The 16,664-nt window shown below is 75.4% G+C and carries 15 protein-coding genes; 9 read left to right on the forward strand and 6 right to left on the reverse strand.

Translation table 11 applies throughout. The features are described 5' to 3' along the window. The first annotated feature begins 28 nt into the window (after positions 1-28). Entirely contained in the window at positions 29-1,486 is a 1,458-nt protein-coding gene (locus ACWCOM_RS14295; protein ID WP_454549413.1) for a mycothione reductase, read from the forward strand. A 21-nt stretch (positions 1,487-1,507) separates the two neighbouring features. Here the strand turns inward: ACWCOM_RS14295 and ACWCOM_RS14300 are convergent, their stop codons facing one another. The 3 genes from ACWCOM_RS14300 to ACWCOM_RS14310 all read right to left on the reverse strand — a co-directional run bounded on the left by ACWCOM_RS14300 (position 1,508) and on the right by ACWCOM_RS14310 (position 4,792). After that, entirely contained in the window at positions 1,508-3,406 is a 1,899-nt protein-coding gene (locus ACWCOM_RS14300; RefSeq protein WP_454549414.1) for an AMP-dependent synthetase/ligase, read from the reverse strand. A 70-nt stretch (positions 3,407-3,476) separates the two neighbouring features. Next, positions 3,477-3,950, reverse strand: a complete 474-nt coding sequence (locus ACWCOM_RS14305; RefSeq protein WP_454549415.1) for a hypothetical protein — start codon at positions 3,948-3,950, stop codon at positions 3,477-3,479. Beyond that, positions 3,947-4,792, reverse strand: a complete 846-nt coding sequence (locus ACWCOM_RS14310) for an alpha/beta hydrolase (RefSeq protein ID WP_454549416.1) — start codon at positions 4,790-4,792, stop codon at positions 3,947-3,949. The genes ACWCOM_RS14305 and ACWCOM_RS14310 overlap by 4 nt, the downstream gene beginning before the upstream one ends. 145 nt (positions 4,793-4,937) lie before the next feature. Here ACWCOM_RS14310 and ACWCOM_RS14315 point away from each other — a divergent pair, with 145 nt between their 5' ends. After that, positions 4,938-5,789, forward strand: coding sequence for a lysophospholipid acyltransferase family protein (locus ACWCOM_RS14315; RefSeq protein ID WP_454549417.1), 852 nt, complete (start codon positions 4,938-4,940; stop codon positions 5,787-5,789). A gap of 41 nt (positions 5,790-5,830) precedes the next feature. After that, a complete protein-coding gene (locus ACWCOM_RS14320; RefSeq protein WP_454549418.1) occupies positions 5,831-7,225 on the forward strand; it encodes a class II 3-deoxy-7-phosphoheptulonate synthase in 1,395 nt (464 codons plus the stop codon). A 43-nt stretch (positions 7,226-7,268) separates the two neighbouring features. On the opposite strand, the gene ACWCOM_RS14325 is transcribed toward ACWCOM_RS14320, so the two are convergent. Then, positions 7,269-9,107, reverse strand: a complete 1,839-nt coding sequence (locus ACWCOM_RS14325; RefSeq protein WP_454549419.1) for a protein kinase domain-containing protein — start codon at positions 9,105-9,107, stop codon at positions 7,269-7,271. Positions 9,108-9,152: 45 nt separating this feature from the next. Then, positions 9,153-10,358, reverse strand: a complete 1,206-nt coding sequence (locus ACWCOM_RS14330) for a LysM peptidoglycan-binding domain-containing protein (protein ID WP_454549420.1) — start codon at positions 10,356-10,358, stop codon at positions 9,153-9,155. Positions 10,359-10,478: 120 nt separating this feature from the next. Between ACWCOM_RS14330 and ACWCOM_RS14335 the strand changes: the two genes are divergently transcribed. Beyond that, a complete protein-coding gene (locus ACWCOM_RS14335) occupies positions 10,479-10,865 on the forward strand; it encodes an Rv2175c family DNA-binding protein (protein WP_454549421.1) in 387 nt (128 codons plus the stop codon). 44 nt (positions 10,866-10,909) lie between these two features. Here the strand turns inward: ACWCOM_RS14335 and ACWCOM_RS14340 are convergent, their stop codons facing one another. Beyond that, a complete protein-coding gene (locus ACWCOM_RS14340; RefSeq protein WP_454549422.1) occupies positions 10,910-12,055 on the reverse strand; it encodes a polyprenyl synthetase family protein in 1,146 nt (381 codons plus the stop codon). A gap of 134 nt (positions 12,056-12,189) precedes the next feature. Between ACWCOM_RS14340 and dinB the strand changes: the two genes are divergently transcribed. The 5 genes from dinB to ACWCOM_RS14365 all read left to right on the forward strand — a co-directional run bounded on the left by dinB (position 12,190) and on the right by ACWCOM_RS14365 (position 16,618). Next, complete coding sequence (gene dinB, locus ACWCOM_RS14345; protein WP_454549423.1) at positions 12,190-13,515, forward strand: DNA polymerase IV; 1,326 nt, start codon at positions 12,190-12,192, stop codon at positions 13,513-13,515. A gap of 11 nt (positions 13,516-13,526) precedes the next feature. Then, positions 13,527-13,901, forward strand: coding sequence for a DUF3040 domain-containing protein (locus tag ACWCOM_RS14350; RefSeq protein WP_454549424.1), 375 nt, complete (start codon positions 13,527-13,529; stop codon positions 13,899-13,901). 354 nt (positions 13,902-14,255) lie between these two features. After that, positions 14,256-14,687, forward strand: coding sequence for a division/cell wall cluster transcriptional repressor MraZ (gene mraZ, locus ACWCOM_RS14355; protein WP_454549425.1), 432 nt, complete (start codon positions 14,256-14,258; stop codon positions 14,685-14,687). A gap of 222 nt (positions 14,688-14,909) precedes the next feature. Continuing rightward, positions 14,910-15,911, forward strand: coding sequence for a 16S rRNA (cytosine(1402)-N(4))-methyltransferase RsmH (gene rsmH / locus ACWCOM_RS14360; RefSeq protein WP_454549426.1), 1,002 nt, complete (start codon positions 14,910-14,912; stop codon positions 15,909-15,911). Beyond that, positions 15,908-16,618: a hypothetical protein gene (locus ACWCOM_RS14365; protein ID WP_454549427.1), complete on the forward strand. Its 711-nt coding sequence runs from the start codon at positions 15,908-15,910 to the stop codon at positions 16,616-16,618. Before rsmH ends, ACWCOM_RS14365 begins: the two co-directional genes overlap by 4 nt. The last annotated feature ends 46 nt before the right edge of the window (positions 16,619-16,664 follow it).

Consider the following 16,664-nt stretch of genomic DNA (forward strand, 5'->3'; position numbering starts at 1 on the left):
GGGCACGGGCGCCGCATAGGATGGCGCCATGCGGACATTCGACCTCATCATCATCGGCTCCGGCTCCGGCAACTCGATCCTCACCGAGGACTACGAGGGCCTGGACGTGGCGATCGTCGACGGGGGGACCTTCGGGGGCACCTGTCTGAACGTGGGCTGCATCCCCACGAAGATGTACGCCTACCCGGCCACGCTGGCCCGGCACACCGCGGACGCCGACCGGCTCGGGGTCCGCGCGGAGGTCCAGGACGTGCGCTGGCGGGAGATGCGGGACCGGATCTTCGGGCGGATCGACGCGATCTCCCAGGGAGGCCTGGAGTACCGCCGGACGCTGCCGCAGGTGACGGTCTACCAGGAGCACGTGCGCTTCACCGCGCCGCGGGTCCTGCGCACCGCGTCCGGGGAGGAGATCACCGCCCCGCGGATCGTGGTGGCCTCCGGGTCCCGCCCGGTCCGCCCCAACGTCCCCGGCATCGACCTGCCCCAGGTGCACACCTCGGACACCGTGATGCGCATCGACGAGCTGCCGCGCCGCGTGGTGGTGGTCGGCGGCGGCTACATCGGCGCGGAGTTCGCCCACATCTTCTCGAGCCTGGGCTCGCGGGTCACCCAGGTGAACCGCTCCCAGCGCCTCCTGCGCTACCACGACCCCGAGATCGCCGAGCGGTTCGCCCGGGAGGCCTCCCGGCAGTGGAAGCTGGAGACGGGCTGGACGCTGACGGCGATCGAGGAGTGGGCCGGGGACGAGTGCGCCGTGATGGTGACCTTCCGGGACCCCGAGGACCCGGAGCTCACCCTGCGGCTGCCCGCCGACGTCGTGCTCGTGGCCACGGGCCGGCAGCCGAACACCGACCTGCTGGACGCCCGGGCGGGCGGGCTCGACGTGCGCGAGGACGGCCTGCTCGCCGTGGACGAGCACCAGCGGGCCCTCTCGGACGGGGCGCCGGCGGAGGGCGTGTGGGCGCTGGGCGACATCAGCTCCCCGTACCAGCTCAAGCACGTGGCCAACGCCGAGGCGCGCACGGTCCAGCACAACCTGCTGAACCCCGACGACCTCCGGGCCACCGACCACCGGTACGTCCCCTCGGCGGTGTTCACCAGCCCGCAGATCGCCTCCGTGGGCATGACCCAGGACGAGGCGGAGCGGTGGGCGGTCGAGCACGGCACCGAGATCACCGTGAAGGTGCAGGACTACGGGGCCACGGCCTACGGCTGGGCCATGGAGGACCACACCGGCCTGTGCAAGCTCATCGCGGAGAAGGGCACGGGCCGGCTGCTGGGCGCCCACCTCGTCGGGGAGGAGGCCTCCCTGCTGATCCAGCCGCTCGTGCAGGCCATGTCCTTCGGCCTGGACGCCCACACGATGGCCCGGGGCCAGTACTGGATCCACCCGGCCCTGAGCGAGGTCGTGGAGAACGCGCTGCTGGGCCTGGAGGTCCCGGAGCGCTCACCGCTGGCCCGGCAGGAGCTGGTCGGCGGCCGGTGAGCCCACCGGCCGCCGCGCGGCTCAGCCCTCGCCCCGGCCCGGCAGGTGGGCGTGGGAGAGCTTCTCCTTGATCCGCTCCGCCGGGGTGGCCGGCGCCGGGGCCGGCGCCGGCCGCGAGTAGATCTCCTCGATCCGGTCCGCGAAGTCCTGGGCGATCCTCGCCCGCTTGATCTTCATGGACGGGGTCAGGTGCCCGGAGGCCTCCGTCCAGTCGACGTCGAGGATCTCGAACGAGCGGATGCTCTCCGCCCGGGAGACCGCCCGGTTGGCGTGGTCGACGATCTCCTGCACGTGCTCCACGATCCGCGGGTGCCGGGCGGCCTCGGCCAGCGGCATCGCCGGGTCCAGGCCCATCAGCTCCAGGCGGGCGGGGAGCACGTCCTGGTCCAGGGTCACGAGGGCCGCGACGAACGGGCGGTCGTCGCCGACGACCATCACCTGGGAGACCACGGCCGACGCCCGGATGGGGTCCTCGAGCACGTTGGGCACCACGTTCTTGCCGCCGGCGGTGACGATGATCTCCTTCTTGCGCCCGGTGATCGCCAGGGCGCCGTCCTCGTCCAGGGAGCCGAGGTCGCCGGTGCGGAACCACCCGTCCTCGAACGCGGCCGCGGTGAGGTCCTCGCGCCCGTGGTAGCCGCGCATCACGTGGGCGCCGCGGACGAGGACCTCGCCGTCCTCGGCGATCCGGATCTCGTTGCCGGGCAGCGGCAGCCCCACGGTGCCGATCTTGCCGACCTCCGGGGTGTTCACCGCGATCGGGGCGGTGGTCTCGGTCAGCCCGTAGCCCTCGACCACGTACACGCCGATCCCGTTGAAGAAGTGGCCCAGGCGGGTCCCGAGGGCCGCCCCGCCCGAGACGGCGTGCGTGACCTCACCGCCCATCGCCTCGCGCAGCTTGGCGTAGACGAGCCGGTCGTAGAGGGCGTGCCGGGCGCGCAGCAGCGGCAGCACCCGCCCGGACTGCTCGGCCCGGGAGTACGCGACGGCCGTGCGCACGGCCCGCTCGAAGATCAGGGACTTCGCCCGCCCGCCCTTCTCGGCCTTGAGCCGGGCGCTCTGGTAGATCTTCTCGAACACCCGCGGCACGGCCAGGATGAACGTGGGCCGGAAGGACCCGAGGTCCCCCATGAGGTTCTTCACGTCCGGGGTGTGGGCCAGGACGGTGCCCGAGTACAGGGCGATGACCTCCACGAAGCGCGCGAACACGTGGGCCAGCGGCAGGAAGAGCAGGGTGCGGGCGCCGGGGTGGATGATGTCCGACACCACGAGCGTGGTGTTCTCGCACAGCCGCACGAAGTTGCCGTGCGTGAGCTCGCAGCCCTTGGGCTGGCCGGTGGTGCCGGAGGTGTAGATGATCGTGGCGACGTCCTCGAGCCCCCGGGACGCGCGCCGCGCCTCGAGCTCCTCGTCGGACACGCCCGCCCCGGAGGCGATGAGCCCGTCCAGGTCGGCGCCGGTGCCGTCCAGGCGCCAGACCCGCTCCGCGGCCGCGAACGGCTCCTCCCGGGCGGCCTCGACGACGGCGTGCTCCAGGGCCTCGGTCTCGACGAAGACCGCCCGGGCGTCGGAGTCGGCCATGATCCACCGGATCTGCTGGGCCGAGGAGGAGTCGTAGACCGGGACGGGGACCGCACCGGCGTACCAGATCGCGAAGTCCACCAGCGTCCACTCGTACCGGGTCCGGCTGAGGATGCCCACGCGGTCCCCGGGCCCGATGCCCGCCGCCACCAGGCCCTTGGCCACCCCCTGCACCGCCGTGCGGAACTCCCGGGCCCGGACCTCGCGGGCGGCCCCGCCCGGACCCAGGACCGTGTACAGGTGCGGGTCCCCGTCCCGGTCGGCCTGCATCAGCAGGAAGTCCGTGATGCTGCGGTGGGCGGGCGGGTCCACGAGGGCGTCGGTGGCGACGTGGCGCATGAGATCCTCCTCGGATCGGGTGGCTGCGGTGTTCCTCCCCAGTCTAGTGACTTCGCTCACGCAAACCGGCTCAGACGCGGGCGCCGTCGTCCAGGTCGTCCCGGTCCTCCGGCAGGGACGTCAGCAGGCGCATGATCGCCCCGACCACCGCCGCCAGCCCCGCCACGATCGCCCACCACGGCAGCGACCCGGGCATCAGCCCCAGCACCAGCAGGAGCACCGGCACGCCGATCAGCACGGCCCAGGAGAGCAGCGCCCCGCGGCTGAGCCCCTGCGTGACGGGGCCGGGGTCGGGGGAGTAGGGCGCGTCGTCGTCCGGCAGCTCGCCGGGCAGGCCGTCCGGCAGGTCGCCGGGCAGGTCGTCCGGCGCGCCGTCCGGCCCGGCGTCCGCTCCCGCGGGGCGGACGCCGGGGGCGGCCTCCTCGGGGGACCGGTCCCGGGGGCCGGCGAGGTGCCGGTCCCCGGCCCGGCGCACGTCCTCCAGCCCCGAGACGATCTCCGCCCACGCGTCCTCGGGGCCGGTGCCGCCGGGCCGGGCGCTCATCGTCGGGCCCCCGGGGCCGTGGCGCGCCGGGGCACGCCGGTGACCGGGTTGCGCCCGGCCACGAGGTCGCCCACGAAGCGCACCGACCGGGCGTGCAGCACGTCCGCCTCCCGGTCCAGGGTGGCCACGTGGAAGCTCTCCGTCAGGCGCACGATCTCCACGTCCCCGCCCGCGCGCCGCAGCACGTGGGCGTGGGAGGCGTCGGAGACCACGTGGTCGTGCTGCGAGCGCAGCAGCAGCACCGGGGCGGTCACCGCGGGCAGGAGCCGGCGGGTCCTGGCCATGAACCGGCCCAGCTCCGCGACCCCCGCCACCGGGGTGCGCGGATAGGCGTGCTCGGTGACGCCCGGGAGGCTGATGTCGTCCGCCACGGACGCCACGGAGGGCACCGCGCGGTGCAGGGCCGGGGCGAACCGCGCCGTGCGGCTCACCAGGGACAGCGCCGGGTTGAGGGCCACGACCCCGTCCACGGGCAGCAGCGCGGCCAGGTGCAGGGCCAGCGCCCCGCCCATGGACAGCCCGCAGACCACCACGACGTCGTGCCGGGCGCGCAGCTCCCGCACGTGCCGGGCCGCGTGGTCGCGCCACTGCTCCCACCGCACGGCGGCCAGGTCCTCCCAGCGGGTGCCGTGGCCGGGCAGCACGGGGCCGACGACCTCGGCGCCGGCCTCGTGCAGGGCGCGGCCCCACGGGCGGACGCTGAACGGGACGCCGGTGAAGCCGTGCAGGACGAGGGCGCCCGCCGGGCCCTCGGCCCGGTAGCGGAAGGGCGCCGCGGGGGAGTCGGCGGCCGCGGGCGCGGCCGGGGCGGGCGGGCGGCGGTCCTCGACGGGATGCGTCATGGGTCCATGATGGCAGGCGGGGGCCGGGGCGGACGCTCTGGCGCCCGCGGGCGCGCGGACGTGAGAGAATACCGGAGGCCGGATTCCGTCCGAGCGGCACGGACCCTCGCGACATCCCGATCAGCACGAAGGAGCCCCCTCCCACATGGTCTACATGTTCTTGAAGCGCTACGTCGTCGGCCCCGTGGTCAACGTCGCCTTCCGCCCGGAGGTCCGCGGCCTGGAGCACGTGCCGAGCGAGGGTCCGGCGATCCTGGCGAGCAACCACCTCTCCGTCGCCGACTCGGTGTTCATGCCCGTGGCCGTGCCGCGCCAGGTGTTCTTCCTCGCGAAGTCGGACTACTTCAACAGCCCCGGCCTCAAGGGCCGGGTCATGGCCGCGTTCTTCCGGGCGATCAACCAGATCCCCATGGACCGCTCGGGCGGCCGCGCCAGCGCCACGTCCCTGAGCAACGGGGGGCGGAAGCTGCAGGAGGGCGAGCTGCTCGGCATCTATCCGGAGGGCACCCGCTCCCCGGACGGGCGGATGTACAAGGGCAAGATCGGCGTGGCCCGGCTGGCGCTCGAGACCGGTGCGCCGGTCGTGCCCATCGCGATGGTCGGCACCGACAAGGTGCAGCCGATCGGCGCGCGGGTGCCGCTGCCCCGCGGCCGGGCGCGGGTGGCCACGATCTTCGGGGAGCCCCTCGACTTCTCCCGCTACCAGGGCCGGCAGGGCGAGCACGCCCTGCTGCGCGAGGTCACCGACGAGATCATGCACGCCATCCAGGCGCTCTCGGGCCAGGTCTCCGTGGACGTCTACGCGGCCGAGCACAAGCGGCGCCTCGCGGAGCAGAAGCGCCAGGAGACCAAGCAGGCCGCCGCGGAGCTCGTGGGCAACGCCAAGGACCGGGCGCGCAGCGCCGCCCAGACCGCCCGGCACGCCGCCGACTCCCTCACCCACCGCGACCGTCCCGCGGCCACGGACGACGACGCGTCCGGGACCACCGCACCCTGATCCCCCCGTCCGGGCCCGCCCGGACGAGACCATAGGAAGACATGATGCTCGACTTCACCGTTCCCGACAGCCTCCGCCACCTCGCCTCGCCCGTGCCCTCGGCGGCCGACTACCCCGGGCTGGACGACTGGCGCGGACTGCCCGCCGACCAGCAGCCGACGTGGCGCGACCACCCGGACTTCGACGCCGCCATCGGGGAGCTCAACGCGGTCCCCCCGCTCGTGTTCGCCGGGGAGGTGGACCAGCTGCGCGAGCGCCTGGCCGAGGTCGCCCACGGCAGGGCCTTCTTCCTGCAGGGGGGCGACTGCGCGGAGACCTTCGAGGGGGCCACGGCCGACCGGATCAGCGCCCGGGTCAAGACGCTGCTGCAGATGGCCGTGGTGCTCACCTACGGCGCGTCCATGCCGGTCGTGAAGATGGGCCGCATGGCGGGCCAGTTCTCGAAGCCGCGCTCGTCCAACGACGAGACCCGGGACGGCGTGACCCTGCCGACCTTCCGCGGGGAGATGGTCAACGGCTTCGACTTCACCGAGGAGTCCCGGGTCCACGACCCCCGGCGGATGGTGCGGGGCTACCACACCTCCGCGTCCACGCTCAACCTGATCCGGGCCTTCACCACCGGCGGCTTCGCCGACCTGCGCCTGGTGCACGCCTGGAACATGGGCTTCACCACGAACCCCGCCCACGCCCGCTACGAGTCCCTGGCCCGGGAGATCGACCGGGCCGTGAAGTTCATGGACGCCTGCGGGGCGGACTTCGACGCGCTGCGCACCACCGAGTTCTACGCCGGGCACGAGGCGCTGCTGCTGGACTACGAGCGCGCGCTGAGCCGCATCGACTCCCGCACCCACCTGCCGTACGGCACGTCCGGGCACTTCCTGTGGATCGGGGAGCGCACCCGGGAGCTCGACGGCGCCCACGTGGACCTGCTCTCCAAGCTGCGCAACCCCATCGGCGTGAAGCTCGGCCCGAAGACCACCGGCGACGACGCGCTGGCGCTGATCGACAAGCTCGACCCGCAGCGCGAGCCCGGCCGGCTGACCTTCATCACCCGCATGGGGGCGAAGAACATCCGCGAGAAGCTGCCGCCGCTGGTCGAGGCCGTGGAGCGCTCCGGGGCGAAGGTCGTGTGGGTGACCGACCCCATGCACGGCAACACGGTGTCGCTGCCGTCCGGGTACAAGACCCGCAACTTCGACGACGTCGTGGACGAGGTGCGCGGCTTCTTCGAGGTGCACGAGGCGATCGGCTCGTTCCCGGGCGGCATCCACGTGGAGATGACCGGTGACGACGTCGCGGAGTGCCTCGGCGGCGCCGATCCGGTGGACGAGTCCTCCTTCGAGGACCGCTACGAGTCGCTGTGCGACCCGCGGCTGAACCACATGCAGTCCCTGGAGATCGCCTTCCTCGTGGCGGGCTACCTCTCCCGCCGCTGAGCGGGACCGGGCCGAACGGGGCCGGGGCCGGGCCGGCCGTCCGCTACAGGACGGTCAGCACGACCTCGGCCCCGTCCGTCGTCTGGGACAGCACGTAGCCGAAGGGGGCCCCGAAGCTCTCCTCGACGCGAGCGGTGAAGCCCGCCTCCGCGAGCACCCGCACGGCCTCCTCCGCTGGCCGGCCCACGACGTCGGGGGCGCCCGCGGCCCGCGGTCCGCGGGAGACGGCCAGGTCCACCGCCGACCCGGCGGCCACGTCCGTGCCCGCCTCCGGGTGCTGGCCCACCACCGTGCCCGCGGCGGCGTCGTCGGTCACCGCCGTCCGCGCCCCGGCGGACAGGCCGGCGTCGCCCAGGCGGGCGGCGGCGTCCTGCGCGCTCATCCCGGCGACGTCCGGGGCGACGACCTGCTCCGGGCCGGTCGAGACGAGCAGGACGACCTGCTCCGCGGGGCGCACGGTCGCGGACGCGGCCGGATCGGTGCCCGTCACCGTCCCGGCCGGCGCCGCCGGGTCCGGGGCCTCGTGCACGGCCACGTTCCGGAGCCCGGCCTCGGCGAGGTACTCCCGGGCGAGCTCCGGACCGGTGCCGCGCACCTCCGGCACGCTCACCGTCGCGCCCGATCCGGTGCCGAGCAGCCAGCCCAGGAAGGCGGCCGCGGCCACCGCGAGCGCGGCCAGCGCCAGGTGCGCCGCCGTGCGCAGGGGGCGCGCCGGGCGCAGCTCGATCGCGGGCCGCCACGGGTCGGAGGAGCCCGCCGGGCGCGGCAGCGCCGCGGTCGGCGCGGGGGCCGAGCGGAGGGCCTCGGTCACGTCCTGGTGCGGGCGCAGGACCTGCGTCGGGGCCGGCGCCCGGCCGAGGGCCTCGGTGCGGGTGCCGGCGGGGGCAGGCGGTCCGCCGGGGTCCCCGTGCCGGCGGAGCACCTCGGTGCGGGCGCCGCCCGGGGCGGGCGTCCCGTCGGGGATGCCGTCCGCGCCCGGGAGGTGCGGGGCCGTGCCGCCGCCCGGCGGGCGCGGTGCGGGGGCGCGGTCGAGCTCGCCGGGGCGCAGGACCGCACGCACCGCGCGCAGCTGCTCCAGCATCTCCCCGGCGTCCGCGGGGCGGTCCTCCGGGTCGCGTGCGGTGGCCCTCGCCACCAGCCGCGCCAGCGCTCCCGGGACGCCGGGGTCGACGCACCGCAGGTCCGGCACCCTGCCCTCGGCGTGGGCGCGGGCCACGACGAGGGGGGCGCCCTCGAACGGGCGGCGCCCGCACAGCAGCTCGAAGAGCACGATGCCGGCGGAGTAGACGTCCGCGCGGGTGTCCACCCGCTGACCGGTCACGAGCTCGGGGGAGGCGTAGCCGACGGTGCCCAGCACGGTGCCGCTGGCGGTGTGCTGGTCGACCGCCCGGGTGAGCCCGAAGTCCGCCACGGTGACCCGGCCGCCGGCCGCGATCAGCACGTTCTCCGGCTTGACGTCGCGGTGCACCAGGCCGGCGCGGTGGGCGGCCGCCAGCCCGTCCAGGGCGGCCTCCACCACCTCCAGCGCCTCGCGCGGGGTGAGGGCTCCGCGCCGGCGCAGCAGGTCCCGCAGGGTGGAGCCCTCCACGTGCTCCATGACGAGGTAGGGCACCCCGTCCGCGGCGTGGCCCTGGTCGAGCACGGACACGACGTGCGGGTGGGACAGCCGCGCGGCCGCCCGGGCCTCGCGCACGAACCGCTCCGCCGCCGCCGGGTCCTCGGCCAGGTGCGGGTGCATGAGCTTGACGGCCACGGTGCGCTCGAGGCGCGTGTCCACCGCGCGGTACACGGTGGCCGTGCCCCCGCGGGCGATCCGGGGTCCGAGCTCGTACCGGCCCTCCAGGAGGGACCCGGTCAGGTGGTCGGGGTGCGCGTGCTGCACGGGATCAGTCTAGGACGCGGCGCTGTGCGGCGGCTGGGCCGCGGCTCACGCGCCGAAGGACCGGCGGTGGGCCTTGACGCTCTTGACGTACTGCTTCGTGTCGTCGTACATCCCGTACTTCTTCACCCCGTGCAGGCCCTGGTAGTAGGCGGCGATGGCCACGTCGGTGCTGGGGGCGCTGCGGCCCAGCTGGCGGATGATCGCGACGCCGGCGGTGACGTTGTCCTGCGGGTCGAGCAGGTCGAGCTCGCGGCCCACGAGGCCCGACGCCCACGCGCCGGCGTCCGGGATGACCTGCATGGTGCCCACGGCGTCGGCGGGGGAGACCGCGCGGTGGTCGAAGCCGGACTCCTGGTGGGCGTGGGCGAGCGCGAGGGCGGGGTCCACGCCCATCCGCACGGCGGTGTCGTGGACGATCCGCCGCATCTCCTCCCGGGACGGTGCCGGCCGGGAGGCCAGCCGCTCGTGGTGGCGGTTCGCGGACTCCACCACGTCCTGTTCGTAGGTCCGGCCGAGGAACGTGTCCCCGACGGCGCGCCCGGGCCCCGGCGCGGACTCCTGCGCGGGCTCCCGGGCGGGCCCCGCGGCGGGCTCCGGGGCGGCCGCGGGCCGGACGGCGGCGGAGCTGCCGGCGACCGACAGCTTCTGGCCGGGGCGCAGCAGGGAGCCGACGGTGAGGTCGTTGTCCTCCAGCAGCTGCTGGACCGACACGTGGTGGACCTGGGCGATGCTCCAGAGGGTGTCCCCGGAGCGCACGACGTGCTCCGCGGCCGCCGGCGCCGCCCGCGGCGCGGCGGGGGCCGGGTCCTCGGCGGCCGGCGCCGCCCCGGACGCCGGGGCGGCCAGGCGCAGGGCCTGTCCGGGCACGAGCAGGGCGGCCCCGGAGAGGTCGTTCCAGCGCATCAGCTCGTCCACCGCCAGGCCGTGGCGCTGGGCGACCGCCCACAGGGAGTCCCCGGGGGCGACGGTGTGCTCGGGGGCCGCGGCCGCCTTCTTCCCCTGCACCAGGGGCGCCGGGGCGACCTGGGCGGTCTGGGCCGGGGCGGCGTGGGCCACCGTGCCCCCGCCGAGGGCGGCCATGGCGGCCACGGCGGTCACCGCCGAGCCGGTCCGCGCGCGCCGGGCCCAGCGGGGGGAGCGGTCCTCCCGGGCCCCGCAGCTCCCGTCGGGGTCGCCGGTGCGGCCGGTGGTCGGGGTGCGGTGCGGTGCGTCGTTCGGGTCGGTCGTGTCGCGCTCGGGGGGAAACGGCATGAAGTGGCTCTCTGACGCTGATCGGGGAAGAGGCGGAGGTCTCAGCGGTCTCCGCGGGTCCGAGCATACCGTGCGGGCCCCGCGTGGCACGGGCACCGGCGGACGTGGCACTCTGGGGGCGTGAAGAAGACATCCGGAAACAGCACCGAGGAGTTCGACCGCCTGGACGGTCTCGTCCGGGACTGGCTGCCCCTGCCCGACGTCGCCGAGCAGCTCGGCCTCGTGATCACCCGCGTCCACGGTCTCGTCGACGACGGGACGCTGCTCGCGGTGCGCAACCCGCACGACAACATCCGACGCGTCCCGGCGGCCTTCCTCCAGGACGGCGCCGTGCTCGACTCCCTCAAGGGCACCGTGGCGGTGCTCCGGGACTCCGGGTTCGCCGACACCGAGGCGATCGCCTGGCTGTTCACCGAGGACGAGTCCCTGCCGGGCCGGCCCGTGGACGCGCTGCGCGACGGCCGCAAGACCGAGATCCGCCGCCGCGCCCAGGCCCTGGCCTGGTGAGCCGCTCCTGAGCCCGGGCGGGCGCGCCCGGGGACCCGGGCGCGTCAGGACGAGCGGCGCACCGCGGCCGCGGCGAGCCCGCGCAGCGCGGCCATGGGCACCGGGCCGGCGCCGAGCCGGTCCAGGGCCGCGAAGGCCTCCGCGCTGAGGGCGTCGATGAGCTCCTCCGTGGCGCGCAGGGCGCCGCAGCCGGTGATGACCGCCCGCAGCTGCGCCACGTCGTCCTCGCCCAGGTCGGCCCGGCCCAGGGCGGCCTCCAGCCGGGCGATCTGCTCCTCGTCGCCGAGCCGGCGCACGTAGCCCACCAGGACCGTGCGCTTGCCCTCGCGCAGGTCGTCCCCGGCGGGCTTGCCCGTGGTGGCCGGGTCGCCGAAGACGCCCAGGACGTCGTCGCGCAGCTGGAACGCCTCGCCCAGGGGCAGGGCGAACGCCGAGCAGCGCTCGAGCACGGCCTCCGGCGCGCCGGCGAGGGCGGCCCCCAGGACCACGGGGTGCTCCACCGAGTACTTCGCCGACTTGTAGCGGATCACGTCCAGCGCCCGCTGCACCGCACCGGCACGGTCCTGCCCCGCCCCGGCAACCTCCCCCTGCACGTCCAGGTACTGGCCGACCATCACCTCCGAGCGCATGAGGTCGAACACCGCCCGGGCCCGCGCCGCCCCGGGCGCGGCCGCGCCGGCGAACAGCTGCTCGCTCCAGGACAGGCACAGGTCCCCGGAGAGGATCGCGGCCGCCACCCCGAACGCGGGCCCGTCCAAGGACCAGCCGTGCGCGGCGTGCAGGGCCTCGAAGCGGCGGTGGACGCTCGGCGCGCCGCGGCGCGTGTCGGAGCGGTCGATGACGTCGTCGTGGATCAGGGCGGCGGACTGGAAGAGCTCGAGGGCCGCCCCGGCCCGGACCACCGCGGGGTCTCCCGGGTCGCCGCCCGCGGCCCGCCAGCCCCAGTAGCACAGCCGCGCGCGCAGCCGCTTGCCCCCGGAGGAGAGCCCGGCCACGGCCTCCAGCAGCGGCAGGGTGTCCGCCGAGACGGCGCCGAGGACGTCCCGCTGGCCCCGGAAGAAGCCCTCCAGCTCGGCGTGCAGCCGGTCGACGAAGCGACCGTCCTCGGCGCGGAAGGCGTCCTCGGGCGCCTCGCGCGGCACGGCGGCGGCACGCGCGGGGGAGGAGTGCGGGAGGGACGGTGACGTCATGGGCGGATCGACCTCGGTCTCGGGCGGCGGAGGACGGGCCGGGCGGCCGTCCGCGGTCTCCGCCCAGCCTAGCGAAAGGGGCCCGGATGTCCGGGCCGGCCACTATGCTGTGCCGGACGCAGGAGGAGGGTGCGGTGACCGAGACGCCGAAGGACCGGCTGGCCCGCTGGCGGTCGTGTGCCGTCATGCACGTCGACATGGACATGTTCTACGTCGGCGTGGAGCTCCTCGCCGCCCCCGCCCTGCGCGGCCGGCCCGTCATCGTGGCCGGCTCGGGCCACCGCTCCGTCGTCCTCTCCGCCTCCTACGAGGCGCGGGCCTTCGGCGTGCGCTCGGGCATGCCGCTGGCCCGGGCCCGCGCCATGTGCCCGGGCGCCGTGCTCCTCGAGCCGCACCGCGGCGCCTACGAGGCCTACTCGCGCCGGGTCATGGCCATGTTCGGGGAGATCACCGACCGGGTGGAGCAGATCAGCGTGGACGAGGCCTTCCTGGACGTCGCCGGCGCCGTCCGGCGCCTCGGCCCCCCGGTGGGCATCGCCCGGACGTTGCGCGCCCGGGTGCAGCGGGAGCTGGGGCTCACGGCCTCCGTGGGCATCGGGGTCAACAAGACCGTCGCCAAGATCGCCTCCACCCGCTCCAAGCCCGACGGGCTGCTGCTGGTGCAGCCCGAGGACACGCTCGCGTTCCTGGCGGAGCTGCCGGTCACGGCCCTGTGGGGGGTCGGCGGCCGCACGGCCGAGGCCATGGTCGGCGCCGGCCTGCGGCAGGTCGGCGACCTCGCCGCCGCGCCGCTGCCCCAGCTCACCCGGGTGGTCGGCCGCGCCGCGGGGCACCACCTGCACGAGCTGGCCAACGGCCGGGACCCGCGCCCGGTGGTGCCGGTGCGGGAGGAGAAGAGCGTGGGCGCCGAGGAGACCTTCCCGCAGGACGTCTCCGACGACCGGGTGCTGCACGAGGTCCTGCTCCGGCTCAGCCACCGGACCGCCTCACGGCTGCGGCGCCAGGGGCTGCGCGCCCGCCGGGTGGGGCTCAAGCTGCGCTACGCCGACTTCACCACCCTCACCCGCTCGCGGACGCTGTCCCAGCCGTTCACCTCCGCCCACGACCTCCTCCAGCACGGCGCCGGCCTGCTCGAGGAGTTGGGGCGCCGCCCGCAGGCGGTGCGCCTCATCGGCATCCGCGCCGAGGCCCTGGAGCAGTCCACGGACGCCCTGCAGCTGAGCCTGGACGGCCGCGAGGAGGAGTGGGGCGCCGCCGAGGAGGCCATGGACCGGGTGCACGCCCGGTTCGGCGCGGACCGGCTCGGTCCGGCGCGCCTGCTGCCCGCCGCTCCGCGCGAGCGGCAAGGCAACTCCAAGGGTGTTGACAGCCGCGCGCTCGGTGCACAATCAACAGCCGACGGTCTATCCTGGTACCAGGCGGCGCCGGAACAGCCGGGGATATCCGCACCCGAAGGATGAGGAGGCATACCGTGCCACTGTCCGAGCACGAGCAACAGCTCCTGGCCCAGCTCGAGAAGCAGCTCCACGCGGACGACCCGCGGTTCGTCACCAGCATGGGCTCCCGTGCCGTCCGGGGTGCGTCCACCCGCAACATCGTCCTCGGGATCGTCATCGCCGTCGTCGGCCTGCTCGTCCTGCTCGGCGGAGTCGTCCTCAAGCTGATCCTGCTGGGGGTGCTGGGCTTCGTCGTCATGGGCGCCGGCGTCTATGTCGCCACGTTGCGCTCCGGCAAGCCCCGCCCCGAGGGCGCCGGCGGCAAGGGCGGCGCCCCGCGCCGGTCCTCGCCCTTCCTGCAGAACCTCGAGCAGCGCTGGGACCAGCGCAACTCCGGCGGCCAGCCCTAGTCCGGGGCCCCGGCGCACCGCCGCGCCACCGGCCCCTCCACCACCCACCACCCCGGCGCCCCGCAGGGCGCCCGCACCGTCCCCGAACAGCTCCCCGGCGTCCCGCCGGGGAGCTTCTTCGCATCCGGGGGCCGCTGCGGCCGCCGGGCCCTCCACTGCCCTCCCGGCCGCCCTCCCCGCGCCACCGCTCCGGCACGCCGCGGTCCCACCTGCGGCGACGCCGGGAGGGCGCGCCGCCCGCCGCGCCACGCCGGGCCGGGCGGGCCCCGGTTTCGTTGACCGGGGAGTGAAGTGGAGTAAAGTGGGGCGAAGAGAGGGATCTGGGAGAACTCTCGGGCTAGAGAGGCGGTGGGCGTGTTTCTCGGAACGTACTCACCCCGTCTCGACGAGAAGGGCCGCCTGATCCTGCCGGCGAAGTACCGGGAGGAGCTGGCGGAGGGACTGGTCCTGACCCGCGGTCAGGAGCGGTGCCTGTACGTCTTCAGCATCCGTGAGTTCGAGCGGGTCCACGAGCAGCTGAGGGCGGCACCGCTGTCCTCGAAGCAGGCCCGGGACTACATCCGGGTCTTTCTCTCGGGCGCCTCGGACGAGGTCCCGGACAAGCAGGGCCGCGTCACCATCCCGCCGCCGCTGCGGGAGTACGCCGGACTGGACCGGGAGCTCGCAGTGATCGGCGCGGGCACCCGGGCGGAGATCTGGGACGCCCAGGCGTGGAACGAGTATCTGAACGAGAAGGAGGCCGTCTTCTCCGAGACCGAGGAGGAAGTGGTACCCGGGCTCTTCTGAGCACAGGGTCGCCGACCACCACCCGCGAGGCGCGGCACCGCCTCCCGGATGAGATCTCCAGCCGCACAGCCGTCACCGTCCTGACTCACCTTCCCCTGAGCCAGGCCGGATTCGAGGGACGGCCAGCGGATGGGGTTCTGATCCTGGAACGCCCGCGGCCCCACCACGGCGTCGACCCGGCGCCGGCCACAGCAGACCGACCGACCGCCGAAGAGAGGGCCCATGGCGCAACGCCCAGCCGAGCAGCTCCACGTCCCCGTGCTGCTCGAGCGCTGCCTGGACCTCATGGCCCCCGCGCTCGCCGAGGACGGTGCCGTGGCGGTGGACGCGACGATGGGCATGGGCGGTCACTCCGAGGCGCTGCTGCGGCGCTTCCCCCGGCTGCAGCTGGTGGCCATCGACCGGGACCCGCAGGCGCACGCGCTGGCCGGTGCGCGGCTGGCCCCGTACGCCGACCGGTTCCACCCGGTGCACACCACCTACGACCGGATCCCCGAGGCCCTCGCCGAGCACGGCTTCGACGCCGCGGACGCGGTCCTCTTCGACCTCGGGGTCTCCTCGCTCCAGCTCGACGAGCGGGAGCGCGGCTTCGCCTACTCCTACGACGCCCCCCTCGACATGCGGATGGACTCCACCGCGCCCGTGACGGCCCAGGACGTGCTCAACGACTACAGCGAGGCCGACCTGCGCCGGATCCTGCGCGAGTGGGGCGAGGAGCGCTTCGCGTCCCGGATCGCCCGGGCCGTGGTCGAGCGCCGGGCGCAGTCCCCGCTGCGGACCACGGGCGAGCTCGTCGAGGTCGTCCGCGCGGCCGTGCCCCAGGGCGCCCAGCACCGCAAGGGCCACCCGGCGAAGCAGACCTTCCAGGCGCTGCGGATCGAGGTCAACGAGGAGCTCGACGTCCTGCGCCGGGCCGTGCCCGCGGCCCTGGACGCCGTGCCCGTGGGCGGGCGGGTCGTGGCGATGAGCTACCACTCCCTCGAGGACCGGATCGTCAAGCAGGCCTTCGCCCGCGGCGCGACCTCCACCGCGCCCAAGGGCTTCCCCGTGGAGCTCGACGAGCACCGGCCCACGCTGCGGATCCTCACCCGGGGCACCGAGACCCCCACCGCCCGGGAGATCGAGGAGAACCCCCGGGCCGCCTCGGCGCGCCTGCGGGCGGCCGAGCGGATTCGGCAGAACCCACCGCACCCCCCACAGAACGCGCAGAGGTACAACGCATGAGCGGCACCGGACTCCAGCGACGACCGGCCCGCCCGGCCCCTCCGCGCACCGGCATCGGCGCGTGGGCCGTCCGGCGCGGCCAGCGCCCGCCGGTGGACGGCAGCTCGGCCCGCCAGCTCCAGGCCCCGGCCCCGGCCGCCCCGGAGACCGGCGGGTCCACCCGCGCGCCCCTGTCCGTGGTACCGGGCCGGGCCCGGCGGGGACGGGTCTCCGCGGTGGCGTTGAGCCTGCTCGCGCTCGTGGTCGCGCTGGCCTCCATCCTCGTCCTGAACATCCAGATCTCCGGGGGCCAGTACCGGCTGGTGGAGCTGCGCGCCCAGGAGCAGGCGCTGAGCCAGCAGAACGAGGCCCTCACCCAGGACCTCGAGTTCTACGACGCCCCGCAGAACCTCGCCGTGACGGCCTCGGACCTCGGCATGGTCCCCGCCCAGGGCTCGGGCACGGTGGACCTCACGACCGGGTCCGTCGAGGGCGACCCCCTGCCGGCGCAGCCGCAGGAGAACCACGAGATCCTGGTCGACCACGCGCAGCAGACCGGCTCGGAGGCGGCGGACCGCGCCGCCCAGCGCGCGGAGGACCGCGAGCGGGAGAAGGCGGAGCAGCAGCGGGCGGACGCCGAGCGGCGGGCCCGCGAGGGCGCGGCCCCGGCCGCCGGGCTCGGCGGCGGGAGCCTGCCGGCCCCGCAGCAGCGCGCGCCCGGGGAGTGACCGGGGCCCCGACCCCGCCCCCGCACCCAGCAGCTCACCGGAGACC

The organism is Kocuria sp. KH4 (assembly GCF_053711175.1).

Excerpts from the sequence above, each read along its gene's own strand:
- ACWCOM_RS14295 (WP_454549413.1), top strand. The coding sequence starts at position 29 with ATGCGGACATTCGACCTCATCATCATCGGCTCCGGCTCCGGCAACTCG.
- ACWCOM_RS14300 (WP_454549414.1), bottom strand. The coding sequence starts at position 3,406 with ATGCGCCACGTCGCCACCGACGCCCTCGTGGACCCGCCCGCCCACCGC.
- ACWCOM_RS14305 (WP_454549415.1), bottom strand. The coding sequence starts at position 3,950 with ATGAGCGCCCGGCCCGGCGGCACCGGCCCCGAGGACGCGTGGGCGGAG.
- ACWCOM_RS14310 (WP_454549416.1), bottom strand. The coding sequence starts at position 4,792 with ATGACGCATCCCGTCGAGGACCGCCGCCCGCCCGCCCCGGCCGCGCCC.
- ACWCOM_RS14315 (WP_454549417.1), top strand. The coding sequence starts at position 4,938 with ATGGTCTACATGTTCTTGAAGCGCTACGTCGTCGGCCCCGTGGTCAAC.
- ACWCOM_RS14320 (WP_454549418.1), top strand. The coding sequence starts at position 5,831 with ATGATGCTCGACTTCACCGTTCCCGACAGCCTCCGCCACCTCGCCTCG.
- ACWCOM_RS14330 (WP_454549420.1), bottom strand. The coding sequence starts at position 10,358 with ATGCCGTTTCCCCCCGAGCGCGACACGACCGACCCGAACGACGCACCG.
- ACWCOM_RS14340 (WP_454549422.1), bottom strand. The coding sequence starts at position 12,055 with ATGACGTCACCGTCCCTCCCGCACTCCTCCCCCGCGCGTGCCGCCGCC.
- rsmH (WP_454549426.1), top strand. The coding sequence starts at position 14,910 with ATGGCGCAACGCCCAGCCGAGCAGCTCCACGTCCCCGTGCTGCTCGAG.
- ACWCOM_RS14365 (WP_454549427.1), top strand. The coding sequence starts at position 15,908 with ATGAGCGGCACCGGACTCCAGCGACGACCGGCCCGCCCGGCCCCTCCG.